Genomic DNA, 1,291 nt, shown 5'->3' with positions numbered 1-1,291 from the left:
TACTGCAACGGTGCTTAACCTGACGAGGCTTCAGCTCTTGGGCTGTGGCCTCGTCTCTTGTAGTGGCTGGTCCGGGCCTGGTGTTGGCGTCTGCGGCGCCAGCGGGACCAGTGCAGAACGTGGTCAGTACTGCGGTGGACGGGCCGGGTGAGATGGGTGATCAGCCGGCGGATCTCGGGGAGGGTGAGGGGTATCAGGCCTGGCGTTCGAGCGGGTCCGCCCCCTTTTCGAGGTGCTGGGCCCGCATGACCGTGAGGTAGGCGTGGGCGGCCATGGCGAGGGTGATGTGCCGGTACCAGCCCGGATGGCGGCGGACCTGGTAGTCGTCCAGGCCGCACTGGCCCTTCGCGGTCTGGAAGCACTCCTCGATCGCCCAGCGGGCGCCCGCAACGCAGATCAGCTCGTTCAGTGTGGCCTCGGCGGGCGCGTAGGCGATGTAGTAGGCGATCTTCGTCGGGTCGGTGATGCTGCGTCGGGCCAGGACCCAGTGCTTGCGGTCGGGGCGGTGCCAGGGCCGGACCTCCACGCGGGCCCAGTCGTAGATCCGCAGGCCGTGGGCACCCTCGCCGCACGAGCGGCGCGTCCACTTCTGCCGTGGCAGATCAGCCACCAGGTCGTGCAGCCGATGGTCCATGGCCCGCCAGGTGACGACGGTGTCGTGGCTGGTGGTGGCCACGACATGGAAGATGTCCGCCTGCTCCAACTCGTAGCGCCAGCCCTTGCTGTAGCCGTAGCCGGCATCAGCGGTCACCCAGCGGAACGGGATCCTGTCCTCGACGGCGCGGCGGACCATAGCCCTGGCGAGCTGGACCTTGGTGGCGAACTCGACCTCGTCGCCGATCCCCGCGGCCCGGCAGCGCTCGCGGTCGTCCGTCCAGGATTTCGGCAGGTAGAGCGCCCGGTCGATCAAGGTCCGGCCGAGCTTGCCCGAGTAGGCGAGGAAGACCCCGACCTGGCAGTTCTCGGTACGGCCGGCGGTGCCGGAGTACTGACGCTGGACCCCGGCCGACCGCGTGCCCTTCTTCAGGAAGCCGGTGTCGTCCACGATCAACACGCCGCCCGGGTCCGCCAGATGCTCGACGACGTACTCACGCACGTCGTCGAGCACCCCGTCGGCGTCCCAGTCGATCCGGTTCAGCAGCCGCTGGATCCGGTCCGGGCCGCCGTGGCCGGCCTCCTCGGCCACCGTCCACCCGTTCTTGCGCTCCAACGGCGCCAGCAGGCCCCGCATGTAGGCCAGCGCCGACTCCCGCGACTCACTTCGCGCGAACCGGTCGGCAAACCGCTCATG

1 protein-coding gene is annotated in these 1,291 nt (G+C 69.3%); it reads right to left on the bottom strand.

Annotated elements, in window-relative coordinates:
- Positions 1-193 precede the first annotated feature (193 nt).
- Positions 194-1,291, bottom strand: a 1,098-nt coding sequence (locus tag ACQRUO_RS39460) for an IS701 family transposase (protein ID WP_428321005.1), incomplete at its 5' end; no start/stop codon positions are given.

Source organism: Kitasatospora sp. LaBMicrA B282, assembly GCF_050325825.1.
GTDB lineage: Bacteria > Actinomycetota > Actinomycetes > Streptomycetales > Streptomycetaceae > Kitasatospora.
This window is presented reverse-complemented; position numbering and strand designations above follow the sequence as displayed.